This window comes from Sporosarcina sp. P32b, from assembly GCF_002743335.1.
Taxonomy (GTDB): domain Bacteria; phylum Bacillota; class Bacilli; order Bacillales_A; family Planococcaceae; genus Sporosarcina.
In genome coordinates this window covers 1-2,979 of the sequence record NZ_PDZB01000048.1, presented here as the reverse complement: position 1 = coordinate 2,979, position 2,979 = coordinate 1, and the positions used below count along the sequence as shown (strand labels likewise).

At 35.0% G+C, this 2,979-nt stretch carries 2 protein-coding genes; one reads left to right on the top strand and one right to left on the bottom strand.

Annotation, left to right across the window (positions count from 1 at the left end; all coding sequences use genetic code 11):
- Positions 1 to 666 precede the first annotated feature (666 nt).
- Complete coding sequence (locus CSV64_RS16340; protein WP_099635662.1) at positions 667 to 1,098, bottom strand: hypothetical protein; 432 nt, start codon at positions 1,096 to 1,098, stop codon at positions 667 to 669.
- A 75-nt stretch (positions 1,099 to 1,173) separates the two neighbouring features.
- On the opposite strand from CSV64_RS16340, the gene CSV64_RS16335 reads away from it, so the two are divergent.
- A complete protein-coding gene (locus CSV64_RS16335) occupies positions 1,174 to 2,307 on the top strand; it encodes a hypothetical protein (protein WP_099635661.1) in 1,134 nt (377 codons plus the stop codon).
- The last annotated feature ends 672 nt before the right edge of the window (positions 2,308 to 2,979 follow it).

Sequence of the window (2,979 nt, the reverse complement as noted above, 5' to 3'; positions counted from 1 at the left end):
CCACTGATTTGATTCGACACCAATACAGTAGAGAAATTTTGGAAGGCTGGCAAGCCTTTTTTTATTATTTTACAATTGCAGCGTTATGTACTTATTCCTTTCAAAACTCTGTACTTCTATCTTGCACTACACACGGGTGAAAGTATTAGTGATGAACACTTTGTATTTTACTTGGAACAGGGTAGGGAAATTGAGTTTGTTTATCAGAAGCAAGAATATTTTATTTCACATTCTTTAGAAGGAAGAGCTATGTGGATTGGTCAAAAAAGGGTGAGCGAGTATTTTAATGACCTTAATCAATATATAATTGATTATGTGAAAATAGATGGAATTACTTTAGCGGATCTCATTAAACGAAAAGAAATTAAGATTACTACTGTTTTTTAGTAGAAGGATGAAATCATTCATCTTCGGTAATCGGGCCAAATAAAAGAAGACCCCAAAATTCTTTGAGGTCTTATTAAGTCAATCTACTTCTTTTAACATTTTTTCAATGGTGATTACTCGTGTGTTTAATTCATCCAAACGGTTTTGTAAATTTATAGTACTCCCCTTTGAGAAATATAAGACAACAAAGCCTTTGTGTACAGAACAGTGGTGTCAATTGTGTTGTGACCCAACTGATCCCTCAAATCACAAGTGTGTTTCCTATTTGAGGTGCTCTATCTATATTCCAAACTTAATTTTATCTGAGTTCTTTTCTCCGTTTGTAGAAACACCTTGAATCTTAACGTATGATTCTTCTAAAACTTTTTTCATCTTACTTTCACTAAATAACTTAGTGTTATTCAGGACGTTTCCTTCTAAACGATGATTAACTAGCTCATCCCCTACTGAATGAATCTCATCGGAAACAGGTTTCGCGAATATGATTACTGTATCTTCTATAACAAATTCTTCATTGTTCAATGAAGAAAAATCAACATCAATTGTCCAATTAGCATTTTTTTCTTTATTCAAAGAGTAATTAATTTGGTATTCTTCCCCAATAGCTACTCCTTCAAAACTCTCTTTTTTCGTAACTTTATATTGGTAAATAAGAACCAACGCCAGAATGATTGTAAAAAATATCAATAAAAGTATATTCTTTCTCCTCATTGAATCATCTCCCTAATCATAATAAAATTAATTTTAACACTATAGTGTTAATTTTCAATACTAGGAGGAGAGAAAATGTATAAATTTACTGGAGTATTTTTAGGTGCAGCACTACTATTTTCATCGACATTTTCAGGAGTGGCAAAGGCCGAACCATCAAAAGACGTGGACCCTTATTTTGAAAAAAGTATAGTCATTGGGAAGGAAGACTTGACCAACAAACAAACTAGCTTGTTTTCTAATAAAATGGGCGATTATAAGTTGGGTACGACAGATATTCTGCTACCAACAAAGAATGAAATTGCAAACGAAAAATTAGAGTTTCTTGATTCAGTAGATATTGACCTTACGATGGATGCTGAAATTCTAGAAGCTAAAAAGATTGCGATTGATAGTGGCAGTGATCTCGACTTGGTATCAGTGGTTGCAAATACCAAGTACGTAGATAGCAATGGTAAATTGTTAACCGAAAGTGATATTGAAAGAATGATTGCTGAAAAAGGCAAAGTGACATTTTTAGATGCGGGAAATTTAGGGATCGGTGAAAATCCTACTTTTGAAGAGATTAAAGAGTGGGAATTGGAAGAAGAAATTAAGGAAATAAAAAGAAACTCCGCTGAGTATTCAGCTAAAAAAGTACATGTACAAACGGGCTATAAAGTCTACAAACAGGTGACCGCATATCTTTATGTCTATGAAGAAAAGTCTGGGACAACTAAGAGGAATTATCTCCATGGCAAATACGTTTGGCCTAACAAAGGAACTGCTGGTGATGTAGTAAATACTGCTAGTGATTTTAAAGAAAATGAGATATTACTCCTTGCATGGAATCGTGGTCCAACAGGTACTTCAGGATATCGAAATGCTAGTTTAACTTACGAAGATTTATACAGTACAGCAAAGAAGACAGTCAAGCCAGCAACTCACACTGATGAAGGTACAACCTCTGCTGCATATAAATTGAACGCCCTGCCATCGATTGGTGGAAAGAGACACGTTTTACGTCAAGCAAATGTTTATGCCTATACTGGATGGTATACTCCTAGTAAGTTTGGTGATGATGGTTCAGCAACAGCTCAATACGCTCATGGAGTTGAAAACGTAGCTCTTAGTGGATTTTCCATATCATCAGGAACTACAGTAAGTGTCAGCTTCAGTGCGAAAACTAAATATGAATATGCAAAGGTTTGGGCAACGCTTCCAAGGTAATAAATAATTTAGTTCATGACAGAATATCTTAGCTGTTTATCACATACAAGGGTGCTCTATGACTGTAGACGAGCTCCAGAAGTTTTGGAGATGTCTACAGTTTTTTAACTCTAATAGCGAGTATAAAGCAAAAAGCGAAGTGTGATAAGTACCACTCCTCGTCTCCATGATATTCTATAAGGAATCTTTTTTTCTCCTGTTGGAAAGGGTTGCAGTTTTAGAAGCTCGTGTAACAGTTCTCCTTTGCTGAATATCCGTTCCTTTATCCACCTCAATAACTAAAAGCTTCTTTGTATTCATTACAATACACGCTTTCCATTGGTTCACTCTTGGAATAATCACTCCTTTGATTTGCGGTCGGAAACTTTCAATAGACACCTGTAGCGTACAGGTTATTATATTTCATTCTGGAAATGAAAGTCTATTGCTCTATCTATCCGACAACCTCCTCTCTTTTAAAGTAAAGGGGAGCGTCAGGAAAATGCGGATTTACAACGATAAGCATTTATGGGACATTGAAAGATGAAACAATTAAACAATCGGGCCACTTAGTGGAATAATGAAATGAAAAGGGTAGGTGGTTTTTTTTGAAGTTCATCTCCTTTACTGCTATGTAAAGCATTGGATTTAATCAAAAAGTAAACAACTTTCTTGAATCTTATCCTGAAATTG